At 70.5% G+C, this 16,297-nt stretch carries 20 protein-coding genes, 1 pseudogene and 1 riboswitch; of the genes and pseudogenes, 10 read left to right on the plus strand and 11 right to left on the minus strand.

All coding sequences use genetic code 11. The annotated features are described in order from the left end of the window. Nucleotides 1-126: 126 nt before the first annotated feature. Nucleotides 127-909, minus strand: a complete 783-nt coding sequence (locus ACZ7L4_RS41075) for a MerR family transcriptional regulator (protein WP_472110180.1) — start codon at nucleotides 907-909, stop codon at nucleotides 127-129. A gap of 106 nt (nucleotides 910-1,015) precedes the next feature. Here ACZ7L4_RS41075 and ACZ7L4_RS41080 point away from each other — a divergent pair, with 106 nt between their 5' ends. Continuing rightward, nucleotides 1,016-2,140, plus strand: coding sequence for a serine hydrolase domain-containing protein (locus ACZ7L4_RS41080; RefSeq protein ID WP_472110181.1), 1,125 nt, complete (start codon nucleotides 1,016-1,018; stop codon nucleotides 2,138-2,140). Between the two features lie 47 nt (nucleotides 2,141-2,187). Here the strand turns inward: ACZ7L4_RS41080 and ACZ7L4_RS41085 are convergent, their stop codons facing one another. Then, entirely contained in the window at nucleotides 2,188-2,523 is a 336-nt protein-coding gene (locus tag ACZ7L4_RS41085; RefSeq protein ID WP_472110182.1) for a CBU_0592 family membrane protein, read from the minus strand. A gap of 72 nt (nucleotides 2,524-2,595) precedes the next feature. Between ACZ7L4_RS41085 and ACZ7L4_RS41090 the strand changes: the two genes are divergently transcribed. The 3 genes from ACZ7L4_RS41090 to ACZ7L4_RS41100 all read left to right on the plus strand — a co-directional run bounded on the left by ACZ7L4_RS41090 (nucleotide 2,596) and on the right by ACZ7L4_RS41100 (nucleotide 4,621). After that, nucleotides 2,596-3,504, plus strand: a complete 909-nt coding sequence (locus tag ACZ7L4_RS41090) for a LysR family transcriptional regulator (protein ID WP_472110183.1) — start codon at nucleotides 2,596-2,598, stop codon at nucleotides 3,502-3,504. Nucleotides 3,505-3,790: 286 nt separating this feature from the next. After that, nucleotides 3,791-4,168: an RNHCP domain-containing protein gene (locus tag ACZ7L4_RS41095; protein ID WP_472110184.1), complete on the plus strand. Its 378-nt coding sequence runs from the start codon at nucleotides 3,791-3,793 to the stop codon at nucleotides 4,166-4,168. Between the two features lie 15 nt (nucleotides 4,169-4,183). Further along, nucleotides 4,184-4,621: an RNHCP domain-containing protein gene (locus ACZ7L4_RS41100; protein ID WP_472110185.1), complete on the plus strand. Its 438-nt coding sequence runs from the start codon at nucleotides 4,184-4,186 to the stop codon at nucleotides 4,619-4,621. An 85-nt stretch (nucleotides 4,622-4,706) separates the two neighbouring features. On the opposite strand, the gene ACZ7L4_RS41105 is transcribed toward ACZ7L4_RS41100, so the two are convergent. From ACZ7L4_RS41105 to ACZ7L4_RS41115, 3 genes are all read right to left on the minus strand, one after another. After that, the gene (locus ACZ7L4_RS41105) at nucleotides 4,707-4,928 is read right to left on the minus strand and encodes a hypothetical protein (protein WP_472110186.1); all 222 of its coding nucleotides are present in this window, start codon (nucleotides 4,926-4,928) and stop codon (nucleotides 4,707-4,709) included. Nucleotides 4,929-5,069: 141 nt separating this feature from the next. Continuing rightward, nucleotides 5,070-5,318: a hypothetical protein gene (locus ACZ7L4_RS41110; RefSeq protein ID WP_472110187.1), complete on the minus strand. Its 249-nt coding sequence runs from the start codon at nucleotides 5,316-5,318 to the stop codon at nucleotides 5,070-5,072. Between the two features lie 77 nt (nucleotides 5,319-5,395). Next, nucleotides 5,396-6,154 (minus strand): SDR family NAD(P)-dependent oxidoreductase, encoded by a 759-nt coding sequence (locus tag ACZ7L4_RS41115; RefSeq protein ID WP_472110188.1) that lies wholly within the window; start codon nucleotides 6,152-6,154, stop codon nucleotides 5,396-5,398. Between the two features lie 148 nt (nucleotides 6,155-6,302). On the opposite strand from ACZ7L4_RS41115, the gene ACZ7L4_RS41120 reads away from it, so the two are divergent. After that, entirely contained in the window at nucleotides 6,303-6,950 is a 648-nt protein-coding gene (locus ACZ7L4_RS41120) for a TetR/AcrR family transcriptional regulator (protein ID WP_472110189.1), read from the plus strand. A 20-nt stretch (nucleotides 6,951-6,970) separates the two neighbouring features. On the opposite strand, the pseudogene ACZ7L4_RS41125 reads toward ACZ7L4_RS41120, so the two are convergent. Then, nucleotides 6,971-7,260: pseudogene (locus tag ACZ7L4_RS41125) on the minus strand (alkanesulfonate monooxygenase); the annotation flags it as partial. A 189-nt stretch (nucleotides 7,261-7,449) separates the two neighbouring features. After that, nucleotides 7,450-8,331 carry a bifunctional 5,10-methylenetetrahydrofolate dehydrogenase/5,10-methenyltetrahydrofolate cyclohydrolase gene (locus ACZ7L4_RS41130; protein WP_472110190.1) on the minus strand — a complete coding sequence of 294 codons (882 nt, stop codon included), beginning with the start codon at nucleotides 8,329-8,331 and terminating at the stop codon, nucleotides 7,450-7,452. Nucleotides 8,332-8,352: 21 nt separating this feature from the next. After that, nucleotides 8,353-8,438: riboswitch (ZMP/ZTP riboswitch) on the minus strand. Nucleotides 8,439-8,538: 100 nt separating this feature from the next. On the opposite strand from ACZ7L4_RS41130, the gene ACZ7L4_RS41135 reads away from it, so the two are divergent. Next, nucleotides 8,539-9,558 (plus strand): zinc-binding dehydrogenase, encoded by a 1,020-nt coding sequence (locus ACZ7L4_RS41135; RefSeq protein WP_472110191.1) that lies wholly within the window; start codon nucleotides 8,539-8,541, stop codon nucleotides 9,556-9,558. A gap of 26 nt (nucleotides 9,559-9,584) precedes the next feature. Continuing rightward, nucleotides 9,585-9,962 (plus strand): MerR family transcriptional regulator, encoded by a 378-nt coding sequence (locus tag ACZ7L4_RS41140; protein WP_472110192.1) that lies wholly within the window; start codon nucleotides 9,585-9,587, stop codon nucleotides 9,960-9,962. Between the two features lie 551 nt (nucleotides 9,963-10,513). Here the strand turns inward: ACZ7L4_RS41140 and ACZ7L4_RS41145 are convergent. The 3 genes from ACZ7L4_RS41145 to ACZ7L4_RS41155 all read right to left on the minus strand — a co-directional run bounded on the left by ACZ7L4_RS41145 (nucleotide 10,514) and on the right by ACZ7L4_RS41155 (nucleotide 12,809). Next, a complete protein-coding gene (locus ACZ7L4_RS41145) occupies nucleotides 10,514-11,212 on the minus strand; it encodes a nitroreductase (protein WP_472110193.1) in 699 nt (232 codons plus the stop codon). 107 nt (nucleotides 11,213-11,319) lie between these two features. Further along, on the minus strand, nucleotides 11,320-12,057 hold the full coding sequence (locus tag ACZ7L4_RS41150) for an NADPH-dependent F420 reductase (RefSeq protein ID WP_472110194.1): 738 nt from the start codon (nucleotides 12,055-12,057) through the stop codon (nucleotides 11,320-11,322). 155 nt (nucleotides 12,058-12,212) lie between these two features. Next, nucleotides 12,213-12,809 (minus strand): TetR/AcrR family transcriptional regulator, encoded by a 597-nt coding sequence (locus tag ACZ7L4_RS41155; protein WP_472110195.1) that lies wholly within the window; start codon nucleotides 12,807-12,809, stop codon nucleotides 12,213-12,215. 136 nt (nucleotides 12,810-12,945) lie between these two features. Here ACZ7L4_RS41155 and ACZ7L4_RS41160 point away from each other — a divergent pair, with 136 nt between their 5' ends. Then, nucleotides 12,946-13,086: an alpha/beta fold hydrolase gene (locus ACZ7L4_RS41160; RefSeq protein WP_472110196.1), complete on the plus strand. Its 141-nt coding sequence runs from the start codon at nucleotides 12,946-12,948 to the stop codon at nucleotides 13,084-13,086. An 80-nt stretch (nucleotides 13,087-13,166) separates the two neighbouring features. Here the strand turns inward: ACZ7L4_RS41160 and ACZ7L4_RS41165 are convergent, their stop codons facing one another. Next, nucleotides 13,167-13,544 (minus strand): nuclear transport factor 2 family protein, encoded by a 378-nt coding sequence (locus tag ACZ7L4_RS41165; protein WP_450814753.1) that lies wholly within the window; start codon nucleotides 13,542-13,544, stop codon nucleotides 13,167-13,169. A gap of 90 nt (nucleotides 13,545-13,634) precedes the next feature. Here ACZ7L4_RS41165 and ACZ7L4_RS41170 point away from each other — a divergent pair, with 90 nt between their 5' ends. Continuing rightward, entirely contained in the window at nucleotides 13,635-14,204 is a 570-nt protein-coding gene (locus ACZ7L4_RS41170; protein WP_472110197.1) for a Chromate resistance protein ChrB, read from the plus strand. A 38-nt stretch (nucleotides 14,205-14,242) separates the two neighbouring features. Then, entirely contained in the window at nucleotides 14,243-15,394 is a 1,152-nt protein-coding gene (locus ACZ7L4_RS41175) for an MFS transporter (RefSeq protein WP_472110267.1), read from the plus strand. Nucleotides 15,395-16,297: the final 903 nt, after the last annotated feature.

Below are 16,297 nucleotides of genomic sequence, written 5' to 3' on the forward strand. Positions count from 1 at the left end.
CAACGGGCCATCACAGCGGGGCATTCCCGGTATGACGGCGATCCCAGCAGATCACGACATCGCCGCGGGTGTCGCGGGCATTAATGCGCCCCGTGGCCGGGGTCACGCAACCGATCGGCGCCGCGCCTATCCCTGCGGGAAGTCGACACCGGCGGCGCGCAACCGGGCCTCGACCAGCGCGTTCAGCCGGGCGATGGAGGGTGCGTCGTCCTCCCGGTGGCGGTTGACCAGGGCGTAGCGGGCCGCGTTGTCGGACCGGCCCTGCAGCCCGGTGCCCGCCGCCAGCAGTTCGCGGTCGGCCAGTACCTTCTCGGCGAGTTCTGCCGCCAGTTCGTCGAGCCGCGGGTCGTCGGGCTGCCAGGACCCCGCGTCCCAGGCCCGCTTGGTCAGCTCGACGTGCGCGGGATCGTCGAGGAGGTGCTCGAACCGGGTCAGGAAGGTGTCGAGCATCTCCGGGACAAGGGCCCGGGTGAGCACCAGCGCCTCCCGCTGTGTGCTCAAGTACTCGGCGGTGAAGCCGAGTTCGGCCATGCGGTCCAGGACCGCGCACGCCCGGTCGGGCAGCAGGGCCCTGTCACCGTGGGAAATCCGGTGCAGCGTGTCGCGGCGCGCGACGAGGTCTTCGATCTGGTCGGTGAGCCGGCGGTGGACGTCGTCCAAGGCGGCGGTGAACCGCTCGGGTTCCGCGTCGAGCAGGTCACCGATCTCGGCGAGCGGCACTCCGGCCCCGGCCAGGGTCCGCGCCTGGACGAGCCGGAGCAGTTCGGCCGAGCCGTAGCGCCGGTAGCCCGACGTGTCCCGCTCCGGTTCGGCGACCAGGCCGAGCCGGTGATAGTGCCGCACGGTCTTGATCGTGACGCCCGCGTACGCCGCCGCCTGACCGATGGTGAGCCCACCTCTGGCACGCATCCGTTCCCACTCCCCCCGTTGACGCTTGACCTTGACCTTAGGGCAGGGACCAGGCTCGCCGTACTGCCACTTCAGGCAGTGCCCCAGAGGAACCAAGGAGACAATCATGAGCCAGTCCCCGCACACCGCAGCCGACTTCGCCGCCGAATCGGACCGTCCGGAACTGCGCGGCGTCCTCCAGGAGATCGTCGATTCCGGCATCACGGGCATTCAGCTGCGGGTGCACGACGACCGGGGCGCGTGGGTCGCCACCGCCGGCGCCGCGGAGCTGGACGGCAGCGCCGAACCTCCGGCCGCCGGGCACGTCCGTATCGGCAGCAACACCAAGACGTTCACCGCGACGCTGGTGCTGCAACTGGTCGCCGAGGGCAAGGTCGACCTCGACGCGCCGGCCGTCGACCACCTCCCCGAGTTCGACCTCGACCGGCGGATCACGGTGCGCATGCTGCTGCAGCACACCAGCGGGGTGTTCAACCACACCGGCGAGTTCTCCGCGGACGGAACCGTGACCCCCGGGATCCCCTCGACCATCGCGGGCAAGGAATGGGTGGACAACCGCTTCCACACCTACCGCCCGCGCGACCTGGCCCGGCTGTCGCTGTCGAAGCCGCCGCGGTTCGAGCCGGGCGCAGGCTGGAGCTACTCCAACACCAACTACGTGCTGGCCAGACTGCTGGTCGAGAACGTCACCGGCCGCCCGATCGCCGAGGTGACCCAGGAGCGGATCGTGGACCCGCTCGGCCTGACGGGCACGGTGGTGCCGGGCACCTCGCAGGACATCCCCGAGCCGTACGCCCACGCTTACTACCGGTACGAGGACGCGGGCCAGCAGCACACGGTCGACGTCAGCCGGCAGAACCCGTCCTGGGTCGACGCGGGCGGCGACATGATCTCGACCGCCGAGGACCTGCACACCTTCATCTCCGCACTGGCCCGCGGTGAGCTGCTGCCCGCCCCGCTCCTCGCGGAGATGACGAAGCCGCACCCCGAAACCGGCTTCGGCCTCGGCCTGCGCATCCAGCAGACCGGCGGCTCCAACGGCTCCGGCGCCGACACCCTTCTGTTCCACAACGGCGGCCAGGGCGGACACGCGGCGCTGATGTACAGCACGGCCGACGGCAGCAAGACCCTGACCGCCGCGCTCAACTACGTGGACGACGCCGCGATGACCCTGGCGGTCCCGTTCATGAAGGCGCAGGACAGGCTCGTCGAGGCGGTGTTCGGCGGCTGAGCCGTGCAGGAGGACGGGGCCGGGCGCAGCAGGGAACGAGTGGGGCCTCAGCGCCTGGTGGCCCGGCTCCACGCCCGCCCGGCTCCTCGCCGCCGCGAGAAGCTTCCCGTCACGCGGCCGACGACGGTCCGGACGCCGCTCCGGGCCCCGACCAGCGCCTGTACGCCGATGAGGACCCAGACAAAGTTCGACGTCACCGAGGGCCACGCCCCACTGGCGGCGGCAGAGACGGCCAGAAGAGCGCCACCGAGCATGTTGATCAGCTGAAACATCGGGGCGTCCGGCTCGATGACCCGACGCGAGACCAACAGATAGGCGGCAGCCGTACTCAGGGCCCCTACCCAACCTGCTGCCGTCGCCGCGGAGGTCATGATTGCCTGCATGTCCCCCATGGTGGACACCCGCCACATACAGATCAATCGAAGTTCTCTACGCCGGGGGTTAAGCTGAATTGAATGGACGTGGACCCGCGGAAACTGGCCGTTCTGCTCGCCGTGCACCGGGCGGGCGGGATCCTCGCGGCGGCCGACGTACTGCACCTGACGCCCTCCGCCGTGTCGCAGCAGATCGCCCGCCTCGAATCCGAGGTCGGCACCCCTGTCCTCGACCGCCAGCCGCACGGCGCTGTGGTCACGGCCGCGGGCCGGGTGCTGACGGAGACGGCCGAACGCATCGAGTCGGAACTGACGGACGTGACACGGTCGTTGGCGGCCCTGCGCGAGGAGGTCTCCGGCACCGTGGTCATCGCCGCGTTCCAGACGGTGATCCGGGCCCTGCTCGTCCCGCTGGTGCACCAACTGCGCGCCGAATTCCCTGGGTTGGAACTGCAGATCCACGAAATGGACGGCGACAAGGCGCAACAGGAGCTGCGCGCCGGGACGGTGGACCTCCTGATCGTGGAGGCCGAGACGCCGATCGGCCGCAGGTCCGCGCGGGGCACCCGCGACGTGCCGATCCTCGAGGAGCCGTGGGTGGTCGTCACACCCGCCGGAACCCCGACGCCCACCACCCTGAACGACCTCGAACACCTCACCTGGCTCGGCGTGGACTCGGACGCCGCCGCCCACGGCGCCACCGAACACGTACGCCGGGGCATGAACCTCGCCCGTACCGCGCACAGCTACTACGACTACAACGCGGCGCTGGCGCTGGTGGCGGGAGGGCTGGGCGTCGCGGTGGTGCCGTCCCTGGCCGTGCTCGGCATGCCCGTTGAGGGGGTCAAGGCGGTGTCCGTTCCGGGGCTCGGCTATCGCCGCTTGATCGCCCGCCACCGCACGAGCCGCGCCGAGCCGCGCAAGGAGGTGGCGACGGTGCTGGACGGCATCATCAGGGCGGCCGCGGAACTGCCGTCGCCGACGGAGTGACGCACGCGCGGAAAAAATCGCTCGCCCACGCCCCACCGACCTGCCTACCCTTTCCCCGCTGCTTCCTTCCGCACGGCACCCTGCCCGTGCGGCCGAACGACCGGGCCTTGCGCCCACCGAGAAGGTGTCTTGATGACCCGGCCCGCGCCGAGCGCGCCTCACCGCGACGTACGACGTACACGTACTGCACGCAGTGCACCTACCGCACGTACCCACCGCGCATAGCCGTCGAGGCCGCTCGGCCTGCTCTTGCTGTCGATGACCAACTCCCCAGCAAGGAGCACAGGTGTCCGAGCACACCCCCAACCCAAACCCCAGCCCCACCCTCAAGATCAGTACGTTCGTCTGCGCCTGGTGCGGCCTGACCGTCACCCTGGCCGATCCGGACGGTCGCAGCCGCAACCACTGCCCTTCGTGTCTGCACTCGCGGCACGTCCTGGACCACGTTCAGGGCGGCCGCACCGAGTGCCACGGCCGGATGTCCCCGATCGCCATCGCCGTCCTGCGGACCGGCGACTGGATGATCGTCCACCGCTGCGTGCGGTGCGACGAGCTCACCTCGAACCCGGTGAGCCCGGACGACAACCAGCTGTTGCTGATGCGGATGGCGGTACGGCCACTGGCCCAACCGCCCTTCCCCCTCGAAGCGTTCGGAACGTTGTGAGTGGGGAGGCCCGGCATGCCACGCCGTAACCGCACGTCGTCCGACGCCCCCGCCTCCCGGCGGCGCCGTCAACGCGACAAGGACGTCCTCCACGCCCAGCGCGACGGCCACCGCACTCGCGACTTCCGCTGCGCGGGCTGTCGGCTGGACGTGTCCTTGGACGCCCCGGGCAGCGGCCACCGCAACCACTGCCCGAACTGCCTGACCAGCCTGCACGTGGACGCCCGCATCCCGGGCGACCGCGCGTCGGAGTGCCGGGGCCGGATGGAGGCGCTGACGGTGTCCTGCCGCCCGGACGGGGAGTGGCTGATCGTCCACGAGTGCCTCGCGTGCGGCGAACTCTCCACGAACCGCGTCGCGGGCGACGACAACGCCCTGGCCCTGATCCGCCTCGCGGTCCTGCCACTCCAGGCCACGGGCCAAGCGGCAAACCGCACGCTGCTGATGCTGTGAGGGGGTGGGCCGGCACGGACGATGCCCCGGGTCGGCCCACCCCTTGCGCCGCTCGGAGGCGAGACCTGTGGCCACCGGGACTTCGTCAACACCTCAGGCCGATGATGCCCCACCCGCGCCGTGCGGCCTCGGTGACCACCTCTCCCCATTCGGCGACGAGCGCGGCGAACGACGTGAAGTCGTTGAGTTGGCCTGTGGTCCCGGAGGTGTGCCGTTCGAAGGGTTCACGCAGGGAGGGCAGGCATGGCCCGGCCCGGGTCCAGAAGCGATGAACGGCCGCCACGTCCTCGGGAAGGAGCCAGAGCATGGCCGCTGGGCACCAGTGGTTCTCCCGTCCGGGGACGGCAGGTGTGAAGGAGGGGTCCGCGAACTCCCAGTTGTACTCGCCCCACATCAAGGGAGCACTGAACTGGTCCAGGGGCGCCCGGAGTTCGGGCTCGACGAACCGTCACATCTTGTCCCAGCGTTTCCCCGCCCAGAGATGCGGCTTGTACGAGGTGAGCGTGTCGTGGAACTCGTAGCGTGCGTACCAGGGGCTGCCCTCGGCGTCGGGCCAGGTCCACCCCTCCGGCCGGCCGGCGTCCCAGTCGTCGTCGCTCCCGAACGCTGCGGTCTCCACAAGGCTGGACCGCAGCTCGGCCGGCACCGCGTCGATGTACCCGCAGTCGACGATCAGGACTTCCAGGCACACGCCCATCCGGTGAGCGTAAGGCAGTACCTGGAGGACTCAGGCTTTTGGGATGCACTCGTTGCACACGGTGGGGCCGGGGGCCCCTACAGCAGGGCGCCGCCGGACACTTCGAGGCGTTGAGCGGTGACCCATCGCAGGTCCTCGGAGGCGAGCGCGGCGATGGCGTCGCCGATCTCCTGCGGTTCGCCGACGCGGCCGAGCGCGGTCTGCGCGCTCAGGCCCTCGCGCATCTGTGCGTCGTCCCGCATCGCGCCGCCGTTGAAGTCGGTGGCGGTCGGCCCCGGCGCGATGGCGTTGACGCGGATCTTGCGCGCCCCCAGCTCCGCGGCCAACGTCCGGCTGAGGGCCTCGACCGCCGCCTTGGAGGCCGAGTAGACCGAGGTGCCGGCACTGGTGTGGCGGCTGAGGGAGGAGGAGACGTTGATGATCCGACCCCCGTCGGCCAGTACGGGCGCAAGCGCCTGGATGAGGAAGAACGTTCCGCGCACGTTGGTGTCCATCATCGCGTCGTAGTCGTCGACCGTAACTGCTTCCAGCGCTCCGAACAGCCCGATCCCGGCGTTGTTGACCAAGACGTCCAGCCGCGTCGCCTCCCAGCGCTCCAGTTGCCCGGCCAGGCCGGAGACGAAGGCGGGAAACGAGGCCACGTCGCTGACGTCCAGCCGCAGTGCGGCAGCCGTGGCGCCGGTTTCCTGAACGTGCCTGACCGTCTCCTCGGCCTCCTTCGCATCGCCGCGGTAGGTGACGATGACGCGCAGCCCGTGCCGGGCCAGCGCCCGGGCCGCGGCCCGGCCAAGGCCGCGATTGCCGCCGGTCACCAGTGCGATCTTCCCTGGCTCCATGAGTGCTTCTCCTTGGGAAACGGAGCGACGCCGGCCAGGAGTGCTCCCGCCGAGCAGATGCGAGACGAGTGACTCGCCTCCCTTCCACGTAAACACCCACACAGTGGCGAGTCAAGTGACTCGCCTCGCCATGGGGCATACTGGGCCGATGACCGCAGGACTCTCCCCGCACCATCAACAACTCGCTCAGCGCAAGCGCGAGGCGATCACCGCAGCGGCCACGCAGCTGTTCCTGGAGCGGGGCTACGACGGGACCTCGCTGGCGAAAATCGCGCAGGAAGCCGCCGTCTCGAAGTCCACGCTGTTCAAGCAGTTCCCCACCAAGGCGGCGCTCTTCGAGGCCATCGTCACCGAGTACTGGAAGGGCGGGCCGGACCCGGCGGCTCCCGCGACACAGCCCGCCGACCTGCGTGCCGGCCTGAGCTCGATCGGCCGCCAGTACGCCGACCTGATCGGCCGGCCCGCGATGGCGGCCCTCTTCCGCATCGTCATCGCCGAACTTCCGCGCTTCCCGGAACTGGGACGCGCCCAGTTCGAGCTGGGCAAGCTGCCCTACTTCATCTCCGTCCAGCGCTACCTGGAGGACCAGCACACCGCGGGCACCGCGGTGGTACCCGATGCGGAGAGCGCCACCAACCAGTTCCTCGGCATGATCGCCAACTACGTCCTGTGGCCGCGCATGCTGGTCGCCGACTGGAGCCCCGCACCTGCCGACATCGGCCAGGCCGTCGACGAAGCGGTCACGACGATGCTCGCCCGTTACGGCCGCGGCCCCGACCACCCGCAGCACTCCTGACCCGCCAGGAGACCGGACGGTCACCGTCGTCCGCCCATCCCCAACGCAAGCAGCACTGTCTCCGCCACCCGGTAGACCTCCTCGAGGAGGGGGCCCAGAGAGGATGAAGGTAGCGACGCCCAGGTCCCTGAACTCCCGCAGGCGGCCGGCGCTTTGGGCCGTCGAGCCGACGACGGCCGCGCCGGGGCCCGAGCGGAACAGGCTCATGGCCGGCCATAGGCTCGCGGTGCGTCTCCAGCCCCCGTGCGCGGACGGGGACGCGGCCGCCGTGCTAGAGGTCCCGGCACTGCCAGCCGGTGCCGTCCTCGCCCCCCCCTTGAGGCCGACCCCGCAAGGTGCTGCTGGCGTGACCGCGCCCGGCCACGCGGACCCCGAGTCCTGCCCCCACTGCCGGCCTTCACCGAGCGCACCATCGTCGAACGCGACACCCTGCGCCCTCGATGTGCTGTTGCTGGCGACGGGAGGGCGAGTGTGGGCGCGATGTCCGACGGACAGACGCTCAGACCGCCTCCGGTGGATTCTGCTGGATTCCGAGCTGGTTCGCGGCGGCCTCCACGGTCTGCGCCAGCAGGACGGCGATGGTCATCGGTCCGACGCCGCCGGGCACCGGAGTGATCAACCGGGCGCGGGCGGAGGCGGTGTCGAAGTCCACGTCGCCGACGTTGCCCGGGTTGTATCCGGCATCCATCACCACCGCGCCGGGCTTGATGTCCTCGCCCCGGATCAGCCGCGGGCGTCCCACGGCCGCCACCACGACGTCTGCTTCGCGGACGATCGCCGACAGGTCCGCCGTGCGGGAGTGGCAGTACGTCACCGTGGCGTTCTTGGCCAGCAGGAGCATCCCGGCCGGCTTGCCGAGGATCGCGCTGCGCCCCACCACGACGGCGTGCTTGCCGGCGAGTTCGACGTCGTACGCCTCGAGCAGACGCATGATGCCGCCCGGGGTGCAGGACACGAAGCCCGGCAGCGCGAAGCTCATCGCGGCGAACGAATGCATCGTGACCCCGTCGACGTCCTTCTCCGGAGCGATGGCCTCGAACGCCGCTCGCTCGTCGATGTGCGGGCCGCACGGATGCTGGAGCAGGATGCCGTGCACGTCCGGATCGGCGGACAGGCGGGCGAGGGTGTCGACCAGTTCGGCGGTCGTGGTGGTGGCGGGCAGAGCGACGTGCCGGGACCGGATGCCCGCCTTCGCGCACCGGGCCTGCTTCATGCGGACGTACGTGACCGACGCCGGGTCCTCTCCCACGAGCACCGTCGCCAGACAGGGGCTGGTCCCCTCACGCCGCGAAATCTCAGCTGCCTGGGCGGCCGTCTCGTCGAGGATGCGTTTGGCGAGGCCGGTGCCGTCCATGAGCTGGGCCGTCCGAGTCACGGACATGGTTGCCTCCAGGCGTTGCTGACCACTCGCCCAGGCGCACGGCAACGACGTCTCGTCAGACCGCTCCCCGGTGGTGCTCCACCTCAGCGCCAGTCACGGCCCACACCGCACTGTAGTCGCAACCTCTGCGCCCTGCTTGCCCCTGACGCGCACGTCAAGAGTTAACGTCCGGGCCTGCCCAGCCGCTTCGGCTCTCGGAGGTTCCCCATGCCCGCACCGTCCACCGGCCGCGAAATCCGCCTCGCCGCCACTCCTGTCGGCCTGCCAGGACCGGAACACTTCACCATCGCCCACTCCCCCGTCCCACGTCCCAAGACGTGCCAACTCCTCGTCCGCAACCGGCACTTCCTGGTCTTCCCGGGACTGCGCACTCTCGTCTCCGCCGAAGCGAAGGACTTCCCGTTCCCGCCGCTGAAGCCCGGCGAGGCCCTGTTCGGCCCGGCACTGGGCGAGGTGGTGGCGACGGGGCCGGACGTCACCGACATACAGCCCGGCACCTTGGTCACACACATGCAGGGGTGGCGGGAGTACGCGGTGATCGGCGCGGATACCGTACGTGCCGTGCCGGACGGACACCCGGACCCGGTCGCCCTGCTGTCCACGGCATCGGCAGCATACGGAGCACTGACCCGGCTGGCCGAACTACGGCCCGGTGAGACGGTGTTGGTGACCGGCGCGGCCGGCGGAGTCGGGTCGCTCGCCGGGCAGATCGCACGGCTGCTGGGCGCCGCGCGAGTCGTCGGCACCACCCGCAGCCCGGCCAAGGCCGCACGGCTGCGGCAGGAACTCGGGTACGACACCGTGGTGGTGCCCGGCAACGACGGACTCCGTTCACTCGCCGAGGCCGCTCCCGACGGCTACGACGTGATCATCGACAACGTAGGCGGCGAACAGCTCACCGCCGCCGTGGAGTTGACACGACACGGTGCACGGGTCGCCGTGGTCGGTGCCCTGTCCGGACAGTTCGACCCCGCGCTGCCGGGCGGGAGTTCACCCACCGTGATCGACACATTCGCCCTGGTGAAGCGCTCGGTGTCACTGCTCGGCTATCAGAGCGTGGACCATCCCGGAGTGGAGGAAGAGTGGCGCGAACGGTTCGCCGACTGGCTGCGGACCGGGCAGATCGTCTTCCCGTACACGGTACTGCCGGGCATGGAACGCGCCCCTTCGGCGTTGCAGGAGCTACAGCAGGGCCGGCACTTCGGCACCCTGGTGGTGGAAGTCTGACCGGCACGCGGATGAGGGGGACCAGGATGCGGATCGGTGACGCGGCGGCAGCGGCCGGGACCACACCGCGCGCCCTGCGCTTCTACGAGGAGCGGAAGCTCCTGCCGCCACCGCGGCGCACCGCGTCGGGCCAACGGGCCTACACGGAACGAGACTTGGCCCGCATCCGCGTCGTGCGCCGACTGCTCTCGCTCGGCCTGACCGTGGCGGACGTCCGGGCGTGCGCCGACCGTATCGACCTACTGATCGCCGAGCCCGACCGCCGGTGCTCCGCGCCCGCACCGGGCGCCGCACAGGGCGTCGTGGACCAGCGGATCGCCGCGATCGACGCCGAGATCGCCAGGCTCACCGCGCTGCGCGAGAGCCTGGCGGGACAGATCGCGGCGCCCGAGCCGGCCGCGTAACAGAGCAGGAGGTACCTCATGCGGGGACCGGGAGGTGGGAATCCCCGCCGCGGCGACACACTCCGGGCCCCGATCAGCCGATCCCTGTTGGCGATCGGCCCGTTGGACGCGGCTGATCCGGTCAGCGGGGCATGCGCCGCCCCAAGTCCCCTGCCTTCTCACGGAGGCCCACAGCCCAGGCCGCGCCTTCCGTCGGGGTGGACATCCCGGCCACCATGGATACCTGAACATCCTCGAGCTGCGCTTCCTGAGCAGCTCCATGCTCCTCCAGTCCACTTCGATCGCGGCCCGTTCCGCCAGGACCAGCACTGTGGCAATATCCATCGGACCGATGCCCGACGGGAGTTCCAACTCCGCTTCGAAGACCGCTACCTGGCGCCGGAGCATACGGGACACTCCATTGGACGGGGTTTCGGCGTTGCCCGCGTAGCGCGGACCAGTGACTCAGGCGTTCGCCGATCGGGGCCTCGTAGCCCTTGTGGGGGGGGGCTGGTAGTACGTCACGCGAGCGCGCTCCGGGCACACGCATTGCTGACCAAGCGGCCCGCCCGTCAGCCCTGTTGGAGGACGCCGGGAGTGTCGTGCAGGGCCACGCTCTCCTGCAGCGGGACGCGGCCCACGTCGATGGTGTGCATCGGCGATGTCTCGTCGCCGGTGCCGAAGGAGATGCCGAACAGCAGCTTGTGGTCGTCGGGGATGCCGAGGGTCCGGCGGACGGTGTCGGCATAGACGCCGAGGATGGTCTGGGGGATGCCGCGGTAGCCGCGTGCGGTGAGCGAGAGCAGGAAGTTCTGGGCGTACATGCCGATGTCACCGGCCGTGCGCACCCCGTCGCCGAGCACCGGCATGAAGAGGAGGGCGACGTGGGGCGCCCCGTAGAACCTCAGATTCTCGCGGATGACCTCCTTCCTGCCCTCGTGGTCCGAGCGTGCGACGCCGCGGGCGCCGTAGACACTGGCCGCGTGCTGGTGCGACCGCTGCTGGTATACGCCGTCGCCGTAGCCGGTGGTGAAGTCGGGGGACGTCCGGTTCTCTTCGAACGCGGTGAGGAGTTCCTTGCTCAGGGCGTCGCGTGTCGCTCCGGAGACGATGTGGACGTGCCACGGCTGGGTGTTGCTGTTCGACGGTGCCGTCTGGGCGTCTTCGAGGACGCCGCGGATGTCCGTAGCGGGCAGTGGGGTGGGCAGGAACTGCCGGGAGGAGTGCCTGGCCCGTATGAGATCACTGAAGTCCAAGATGGCGGTGGGCAACGCGGGTCCTTTCGGGGAATGGTGTGTCCTGTCGTGGCGGCGTCGCCGGCGCGAGAGGGGGTGTGCCGTCCAGGCCTCACCTCGTCGGGTCGGCGTGTGCACAGGCGTCACCGATGGGCGGCGCGGTTCATCTCGACGATGTCGTCCACGGTGGGGTTGTCCGGGAGGCCGGCGCGGCGTTCGAGCAGGCTGTCGCGGACGGCCGCGTCCTTGACCCGGTCGGCCGCGGCCAGTGCGGCCGGCAGCTCGTCCAGGGTCAACTCCGTGCAGTAGGCAGGGCCGTTGGGCTGCTGGCGCCAGGAGTCGGCCAGGGTTCCGGAGTCGTAGGGGTCGAAGCCCGTGTCGTCCACCAGGCGCATGGCCACGCGCTTGGCTTCGGCGGAATCGCCGGCGACCGGGAGGGCGATGCGGCCCGGCGTGCCCGCCGGAACCCCCTTGGTGCGCTGGGTCTCGGCCAGGGCCGCGTTCCACGCCTTGACCACGGGACGGCCCAGGAGTTCGGCGGTGTACGCGCTCTCCGCCATGCCGTTGTCCACGGCCTCGATCGGATCGCCGAGGAGCCCCGGGTAGTAGTTGGACGTGTCGATGACGACCGTCTCGGCGGGCACGGAGGCGAACAGGTCGGCCAGCTGACCGGCCGCCCCGAAGGGAATGGCCAGGACGATCGCATCCTTGCCCTGGACGGCGTTCTCAAGAGCGACGGTACGGGCGCCCGCCTCCAGTACGTCGGGCGCGACGACCTCGCGGCCGCGGGCATCCGCCACCTCGACGTCGTGACCGGCAGCACTGAGCTTGCTGGCCAGGTTGCCGCCGATCGCACCGGCACCGATAACAGCTATTTGCATGATTTGTCCTTTGAAAGGGTGCACTGCACCAGGGCAGAGCGAAGCGATGAGCGTGTATTTGGGAGGGGTGCCGGACGGCACCCCTCATCCGGCCGGGGCGCCGTGGAGTTACGGCGTCGGCCTGACAGCGGGTTGGGCGGTAGGTCCGGGCAGGGCTACGCCGGAGCGTTCCCCTTGCGGTAGCCGCTGGCGATCAGCGCGCGGAGGCGGTCCAGCGACTCCTCGTCGGTGGCCCCGGCGCCCTTGAGCCAGGCGACCGACACGGCCGCGAGGAACAGGTCGTACCCCCGCACCGACTCCCGTACGGCGCCTGCGACTTGCGCCGCCCGCACGTACTCGTCGGTGGCCGTGATGACGGTGTCACACGGGATGGTGAGCGGGTTGTCCGGATCCTGCGCCCTGGCCGCGGTCATGAGCGGCTCCGGGAGCCCGCTGAAGGCACTGAAGTATTCCTCCAGCGCGCGCAGCCACTGCTCCAGCGCTTCCACGGCGTCCCCGAGCGTGGCGATGTCGGCCTGGCGGGCCACCAGCTCCTCGGACCGCGTCTGGAGAACGGCCGCCAGCAGCGCTTCCCGCGTGGGGAAGTGCCGGTACAGGGTGCCGGCGCCGACGCCCGCCTCCTTGGCCACCGCCTCCAGGGACGTACCGACGCCGTACGTGAGGAAGTGGCGCTGCGCGGCCTCCAGGAGGGCGGTGCGGTTGCGCTGGACGTCCGCGCGGGGTTTGCGCCCCTGCTTTTCACTGGTGCTCATACGCCCTCCTGCCCTGCGCTGTTCCTGCCGCCCCAAAAAAGTGGAGGCAGCCTCCGTACTCATTCGAGATTAAAACGGAGACAGCCTCCGGTCAAGTTCGCGAGGCGCATCACGGGAGAGCGACAATGACCGCCTGGTGCCCTCGACCCTCTCCGGGGACCTGCACCGCCGCATCGCGGGCAGCGAGTTGATCACCTACCCCGACGCCGGTCACGGCGGCATCTTCCAGCACCACCAGAGGTTCGCCCCGGTCGCGGTGGAGTTCCTCGATCGATGATTACTGGCACGCATCAAGGGGCGCGCTCTGGTCACGATCGCCCGGCTCGAGCAGAGCTCGCCAAGCGGCAGAAGGACGGTTCAGGAGGCGGACGGCTCGATCTCGCCCGCGAAGACGATGATCTGGTCGATGAGGCTCCGCCGCAGATGGACGACGTCCGTTCCCGCGAGGCGGGGGCCTCCGTCCGGGGTGGTGAAGACCCACTGGTACCGGGCCCACTCGCTGGGCATGTCCACCGCTGAGCAGCGCACCATCGTGCCGGTCCCGGCCGGGTGGCGCCGGATGTCGAGCACGAACCGTTCGACCGCGGCGATCCCTTCGCTGCGACCCAACGGCCCCCAGAAGACCACGTCCGAGGTCAGGGCCTGGGAGAGCAGGGAAGTCACATAGTTGTCGTCCGAGGTGTTGAACGCGGAGATGAACGTGTCGATCGCGGAGCGTGCCGTCTCTTCCTGCATGCCCCAGTAATACCAGCCGTTGCGCGTGCGTTCGCCCCGCGGGCCGCCGCCCGGACAGGCCGTGATGTAACACCTGCTACATTCCCAGTTGTGTCCAACGACAAATCCGATGGCCGCTGGCTCGTCCTCGTGATCAAACTGCCCGCCGCACCGTCCCGGCACCGCGTCGCGGTCTGGCGCGAGCTGCGCAAGATCGGGGCGCTGTCCCTCGGGCAGGGCGTGTGGGCGGTGCCGGATGTGCCGGTGTTCGCCGGCGGTGTCACGCGCGCCGTCGAACTGACCGAGCGAGCCGAGGGGCAGGCTGTGACGCTCGCCGCGGCCGGGCGGGACGCCGAGGACTCCGCCCGCTTCCAGGCCATGTTCACGCAGGCCCGCTCCGCGGACTGGGCCGAGTTCCTCGCCGACTGCGACAAGTTCGAGGCGGAGATCGCCAAAGAGATCCGCATCGCCAAGTTCACCCTGGCCGAACTGGAGGAAGAGGAGCAGTCGCTGGAGCGGTTGCGGCGCTGGCATCGGGACTTGACCGCGCGCGATGTCTTCGGCGCCCCCGAGTCCACCGACGCGGCGCGACGGCTCAAGGAGTGCGCCGCCGTGTGCGACGACTATGCCGAGCGCGTCTTCGCCGCCCTCCACGACACCGCACAGGACCCGACATCATGACGCGGACGGACCCCGTCGAAGCCCCCTCGGCGCACCAGATGTGGCCGCTGTACGCGGCCGGGTTCACCACCGCCTTCGGCGCACACGGGATCGCCGCCACACTCGGTGGCGACGCGGACGACGCCGTCACCTCGCTGCTCGTCCTGGGCGGACTGCTCGCGCTCTACGACGGCGCCGAGGTACTGCTCAAGCCGCTGTTCGGCACGCTGGCCGACCGGATCGGCGCCCGCCCCGTACTGCTCGGCGGACTCGTCGCGTTCGCCGCGGCCTCCGCCCTGTACGCCATCGCCGACAGCCCGGGCTGGCTGTGGGCGGCCCGGCTCGGCCAGGGCGCCGCCGCCTCCGCATTCTCCCCGTCTGCGTCCGCCTTGGTCGCCCGGCTCAACCCAACGGCCAAGCACGGACGCGCCTTTGGCTCGTACGGCTTCTACAAGTCCATCGGCTACACCCTGGGCCCGCTGCTGGGCGGGGTCCTCGTCTGGACCGGCGGCCTGCGCCTGCTGTTCGCGGTCCTCGCGGTGCTCGGTGCCGCCGTGGCCTTGTGGGCCCTCCTCGTCGTGCCCGCCGTACCGCCGCTGCCCAAGAACCGGCAGACGGTTCTCGACCTGGCGCGCCGACTGGCCGATCCCTCCTTCCTGGCCCCGACCGGCGCGCTCGCGGCCGCGACCGCCGCGCTGTCCGTCGGCGTCGGCTTCCTGCCGGTCTCCGGCACCGTCGCGGGCCTCGGCACCATCGCCACCGGTGCCGCCGTCTCACTGCTCGCAGCCTGCGCCGCGGTGGTCCAGCCGCGTACGGGCCGGGCCCTGGACGAAGGGCGCCTCACCACTCGTACGGGCATGGCCGCCGGCCTGCTCGCCACTGCTGCCGGACTCGCCTGCGCCACGCTGCCCGGCCTGGCGGGCATCCTCCTCGCCGCCGCCCTCATCGGCATCGGCACCGGCCTGATCACCCCGCTCGGCTTCGCGGCACTGTCCTCCGCGACTCCGCGGGAACGCCTGGGCCAGACCATGGGCGCCGCCGAACTCGGCCGCGAACTCGGCGACGCGGGCGGCCCGTTGCTGGTCGCGGTCATCGCTTCCGCGGCCACGCTCACGTACGGATTCGGGGCACTCGCCCTGATCACAGCGGCGGGCGGCGTGGTTGCACTCCTCAGGCGACAACAGCCCAGCAGGGCCGGAAAGTCCGCGTAGACACGGGCCCACCCAGCCTTCAGTGGGTCGGGCCAACCCAAGGGCCGAACCCACTTCGTGGAGCGGCTCTTGGACCGTGAAGCGAGATTCCCTGCAACCGCGCCCGTGAAGCGCTCGCCTGTCCGGCCACCTGGCCGTTGAACGGCGCTCCGTGGCTGATCCGACGCCTCGGCACTACCGCTCGCCCCACCGCGGAATGGGCCACGCAGGCTGCTCGAAGTATGGGGATGGACCTAACGGCGCCGAAGCCCCCGTCGCCCACCTGATCCGAGGTCGGGACTCGAAGTATCCGGCCCGCCTCGACAAATTCCTGAGTGCTACCGGCGGCGACATGAGGGTCGTCGGCACCACCGACCGCCAGACCGGCTTCAGCGGCACCCCCACGTCCCCCACGGCTCCGGCAAGATCAGCGGGAACCTGCGGCACCCACGCCGAATCCCGCGAGTCTTCTACACCGCCACTCTGTTGAGTATCCGCAAGTGCGCGGAATCCCGCCGGTTTTACGACCGCAAGCCCACCTAAGGCAAGCGCCACACCCAGGCGGTGCTCGCCCTGGCCTGTCGCCGGGTCAAGCCCCCTGGGCCCTCGTGCGCGACGCACGGTGCTACCCGCCCGCGCCGCTCATCGCTCTCGCTGCGAGGTATCGGGCGTCGGTGGCAGGGGGTGGCGGGGTGGCCCAGGGGCTGCTGGCGGGAGCTGGCTGGACTGGGGGCGGTTGGTAGCCGATAGGCGGCGTCGGGGGCAGGTACGTCGTGGCCGGGGGCGCGGGTTGCGGCTGATTTGGGTACGGCGGGGTGGGCAGCGAGTACTCGACCTCGTCGGCCCGTTTTCCGGCGATCGACCGGCGGCGGGCTGGTCGCCCTCTTCGCGCGGATGTGGGAACCATCCACACACGCACGGGCC

This window comes from Streptomyces sp. NPDC107575 (genome assembly GCF_055657265.1).

What these genes read in the sequence shown, in the direction of transcription:
- ACZ7L4_RS41075 (WP_472110180.1), bottom strand. Translation starts at nt 909, where the DNA reads ATGCGTGCCAGAGGTGGGCTCACCATCGGTCAGGCGGCGGCGTACGCG.
- ACZ7L4_RS41080 (WP_472110181.1), top strand. Translation starts at nt 1,016, where the DNA reads ATGAGCCAGTCCCCGCACACCGCAGCCGACTTCGCCGCCGAATCGGAC.
- ACZ7L4_RS41085 (WP_472110182.1), bottom strand. Translation starts at nt 2,523, where the DNA reads ATGCAGGCAATCATGACCTCCGCGGCGACGGCAGCAGGTTGGGTAGGG.
- ACZ7L4_RS41090 (WP_472110183.1), top strand. Translation starts at nt 2,596, where the DNA reads ATGGACGTGGACCCGCGGAAACTGGCCGTTCTGCTCGCCGTGCACCGG.
- ACZ7L4_RS41100 (WP_472110185.1), top strand. Translation starts at nt 4,184, where the DNA reads ATGCCACGCCGTAACCGCACGTCGTCCGACGCCCCCGCCTCCCGGCGG.
- ACZ7L4_RS41105 (WP_472110186.1), bottom strand. Translation starts at nt 4,928, where the DNA reads ATGCTCTGGCTCCTTCCCGAGGACGTGGCGGCCGTTCATCGCTTCTGG.
- ACZ7L4_RS41110 (WP_472110187.1), bottom strand. Translation starts at nt 5,318, where the DNA reads ATGGGCGTGTGCCTGGAAGTCCTGATCGTCGACTGCGGGTACATCGAC.
- ACZ7L4_RS41115 (WP_472110188.1), bottom strand. Translation starts at nt 6,154, where the DNA reads ATGGAGCCAGGGAAGATCGCACTGGTGACCGGCGGCAATCGCGGCCTT.
- ACZ7L4_RS41120 (WP_472110189.1), top strand. Translation starts at nt 6,303, where the DNA reads ATGACCGCAGGACTCTCCCCGCACCATCAACAACTCGCTCAGCGCAAG.
- ACZ7L4_RS41130 (WP_472110190.1), bottom strand. Translation starts at nt 8,331, where the DNA reads ATGTCCGTGACTCGGACGGCCCAGCTCATGGACGGCACCGGCCTCGCC.
- ACZ7L4_RS41135 (WP_472110191.1), top strand. Translation starts at nt 8,539, where the DNA reads ATGCCCGCACCGTCCACCGGCCGCGAAATCCGCCTCGCCGCCACTCCT.
- ACZ7L4_RS41140 (WP_472110192.1), top strand. Translation starts at nt 9,585, where the DNA reads ATGCGGATCGGTGACGCGGCGGCAGCGGCCGGGACCACACCGCGCGCC.
- ACZ7L4_RS41150 (WP_472110194.1), bottom strand. Translation starts at nt 12,057, where the DNA reads ATGCAAATAGCTGTTATCGGTGCCGGTGCGATCGGCGGCAACCTGGCC.
- ACZ7L4_RS41155 (WP_472110195.1), bottom strand. Translation starts at nt 12,809, where the DNA reads ATGAGCACCAGTGAAAAGCAGGGGCGCAAACCCCGCGCGGACGTCCAG.
- ACZ7L4_RS41165 (WP_450814753.1), bottom strand. Translation starts at nt 13,544, where the DNA reads ATGCAGGAAGAGACGGCACGCTCCGCGATCGACACGTTCATCTCCGCG.
- ACZ7L4_RS41175 (WP_472110267.1), top strand. Translation starts at nt 14,243, where the DNA reads ATGTGGCCGCTGTACGCGGCCGGGTTCACCACCGCCTTCGGCGCACAC.